Below are 2,438 nucleotides of genomic sequence, written 5' to 3'. Positions count from 1 at the left end.
CCGCGCCCGACACCGGCACCGCCACCGACGCGGTGACGAGCACGGCGAGCAGGGTGCGGTGCGTGCGGTGGGAGCGCGCGGCGCGCGGCGCGCGCGGGGCACTCTCGGTATCGGCGCACCGGGTGCGCTGCCTGCGGTTGCCGCGGAGCCGTGACGCCATGGGGGAGGGACCTTCCGTACCGGATCTCTGTCGTGCTGCCGGTACCGAAGTTAGGGATCACCCCGCGTGGTCCGCGTCCCGCCGGAGAGCTCACCTCACCGGTAGCTCCCAGGTATGACGGGTATGGGGTGCGCTCCCTCGGCGACGGGGATGCAACACCCCTCGGCGACGCCGAACCCCCTCACAGCAGGGTCAGTTGTGTCCCCTCCGGCTCAGGAACGGGCAGCGGCGCCGCCGACCGGTGATTGCCCGGCCTGGTCAGCCCCGTCGAACCGCCCGCGCCCCGGGGGCCGATGCCGAACGTGTCGGCCAGCTCGTGCACCTGCCGGGTGATTCGCCGCTGGTACCACTTCGGCGCGTACGCGCCCTCCGCGTACATCCGCTCGTACCGCCCCACCAGCTCCGGGTGGTGCTTCCCCAGCCACTCCATGAACCACTCGCGCGCCCCCGGCCGCAGGTGCAGCACCAGCGGGGTCACGGAGGTCGCCCCGGCCGCCGCTATCGCCCGTACCGTCGCACGCAGCTGTTCGGGGCTGTCGCCCAGGAACGGGATCACCGGGGCCATCAGCACCCCGCAGCCGATCCCGGCGTCCGTCATGGCCCGTACGACGTCCAGCCGCCGCTCCGGCGACGGGGTGCCCGGCTCCACCGTGCGCCACAGCTCCTGGTCGGTGAAGCCCACCGAGACGGAGACGCCGACGTCGGTCACCGACGCCGCCTCGCGCAGCAGGTCGAGGTCGCGGAGGATCAGCGTCCCCTTGGTCAGGATGGAGAAAGGATTCGCCTGGTCCCGCAGGGCCGTGATGATCCCCGGCATCAGCCGGTAGCGCCCCTCCGCCCGCTGGTAGCAGTCGACGTTCGTGCCCATGGCGATGTGCGCGCCCTGCCACTGGCGCGAGGCGAGTTTGCGCCGTACCAGCTCCGGCGCGTTGATCTTGACGACGATCTGGGAGTCGAAGCCCAGCCCGGTGTCGAGGTCCAGATAGCTGTGGGTCTTGCGGGCGAAACAGTAGACACAGGCGTGTGTGCAGCCCCGGTACGGGTTGACCGTCCATTCGAACGGCATGCGGGAAGCTCCCGGGACCCGGTTCACGATCGAGCGCGCGCGGACCTCGTGGAAGGTGATGCCGCGGAACTCGGGGGTGTCGAAGGTGCGGGTGGTGACCGCGTCCGTACCGAAGAGCGCGATGTCCCCGGCGGGCCGTGTGGTGGACGGTCCCTCGGTCAGATTGTCCCAGCGCATGGAGTACCTCCTCGGTAGTACTGCCCCCACAATAGAACATGTGTTCGCATGATCGTCGAACGGATGGTCGAACGGGTTGTCGGGCGGATGCTCGGCCGGGGCGCCGGACGGCCCCCGGATCGCCCACCGGACGCGTGGTGCGTGCACCGGTCCCGACCTCCGCGCCCCCGGATTTGGGCGGGCGTGCCGGAGGGTGGTTGGCTGGCCGCACCCCAACCCGAGAACCGAGTGCTGGAGGAAGTGCCATGGCGCAGGTCGAGGCCACGACGGAGCGGATCATCGCGGCGAAAGCGGACACGGTGTTCGACGCGCTGGCCGATTACCAGGACACCCGGGCGAAGCTCCTGCCCTCGCAGTTCAGCGAGTACGAGGTACGGGAGGGCGGTGACGGCGAGGGCACCCTCGTCCACTGGAAGCTCCAGGCCACCAGCAAGCGCGTCCGCGACTGTCTGCTGGAGGTGACCGAGCCCACCGACGGACGGCTCGTGGAGAAGGACCGGAACTCCTCGATGGTCACCACCTGGACCGTCACCCCGGCCGGCGAGGGCAGCTCCAAGGCCGTCGTCACCACCGTCTGGGACGGCGCCGGCGGCATCGGCGGCTTCTTCGAGCGGACCTTCGCGCCCAAGGGCCTCGGCCGGATCTACGACGAGGTGCTGGCGAGGCTCGCGGCCGAGACCGAGAAGTAGGTCCGCCGGAAGGCGTGAACAGCCGGACCCCGGGGGCTCCCCGGGGTCACCGGTTCGAGTGGTTTTCCCCGCGACGCCGTTGCGTCCGCCCCGCGCGACACCTCGCGGGAAAGCCCCTGATGAGCGCCCCGGCACCCCCTTTCCTCCCCAACCCGCCCTCGCCGCAAGGCCCTTCGCCCCGACGATTCCCGCTTGCTCCTGGTTGGCGAGCAATGCGAAGAATGACGCCGCGCAGGTGCGACGAGGGGAGCAGTACGTGGGCGGGATCACGCTGGTGAAGGACGGCGGGCAGGCCACCGTGCCCGTCCCGGCCGTGGCGGCGGGCACCCCGCCCCCGCCGACGCCC

Annotated in this window: 2 protein-coding genes; one reads left to right on the top strand and one right to left on the bottom strand. The window is 71.2% G+C overall.

Going from position 1 to position 2,438, the window contains the following annotated elements; all coding sequences use genetic code 11:
- Positions 1-341 precede the first annotated feature (341 nt).
- Positions 342-1,403, bottom strand: a complete 1,062-nt coding sequence (locus tag GT042_RS18800; protein ID WP_161309886.1) for an Rv2578c family radical SAM protein — start codon at positions 1,401-1,403, stop codon at positions 342-344.
- Between the two features lie 245 nt (positions 1,404-1,648).
- On the opposite strand from GT042_RS18800, the gene GT042_RS18795 reads away from it, so the two are divergent.
- On the top strand, positions 1,649-2,092 hold the full coding sequence (locus GT042_RS18795; protein WP_161309885.1) for an SRPBCC family protein: 444 nt from the start codon (positions 1,649-1,651) through the stop codon (positions 2,090-2,092).
- Positions 2,093-2,438 lie beyond the last annotated feature (346 nt).

It is taken from the genome of Streptomyces sp. SID3212, assembly GCF_009865405.1.
GTDB lineage: Bacteria > Actinomycetota > Actinomycetes > Streptomycetales > Streptomycetaceae > Streptomyces.
Note: the sequence above shows the minus strand (reverse complement) of the source record. Positions and strands in the feature narration are given on the sequence as shown.

Excerpts from the sequence above, each read along its gene's own strand:
- GT042_RS18800 (WP_161309886.1), bottom strand. The coding sequence starts at position 1,403 with ATGCGCTGGGACAATCTGACCGAGGGACCGTCCACCACACGGCCCGCC.
- GT042_RS18795 (WP_161309885.1), top strand. The coding sequence starts at position 1,649 with ATGGCGCAGGTCGAGGCCACGACGGAGCGGATCATCGCGGCGAAAGCG.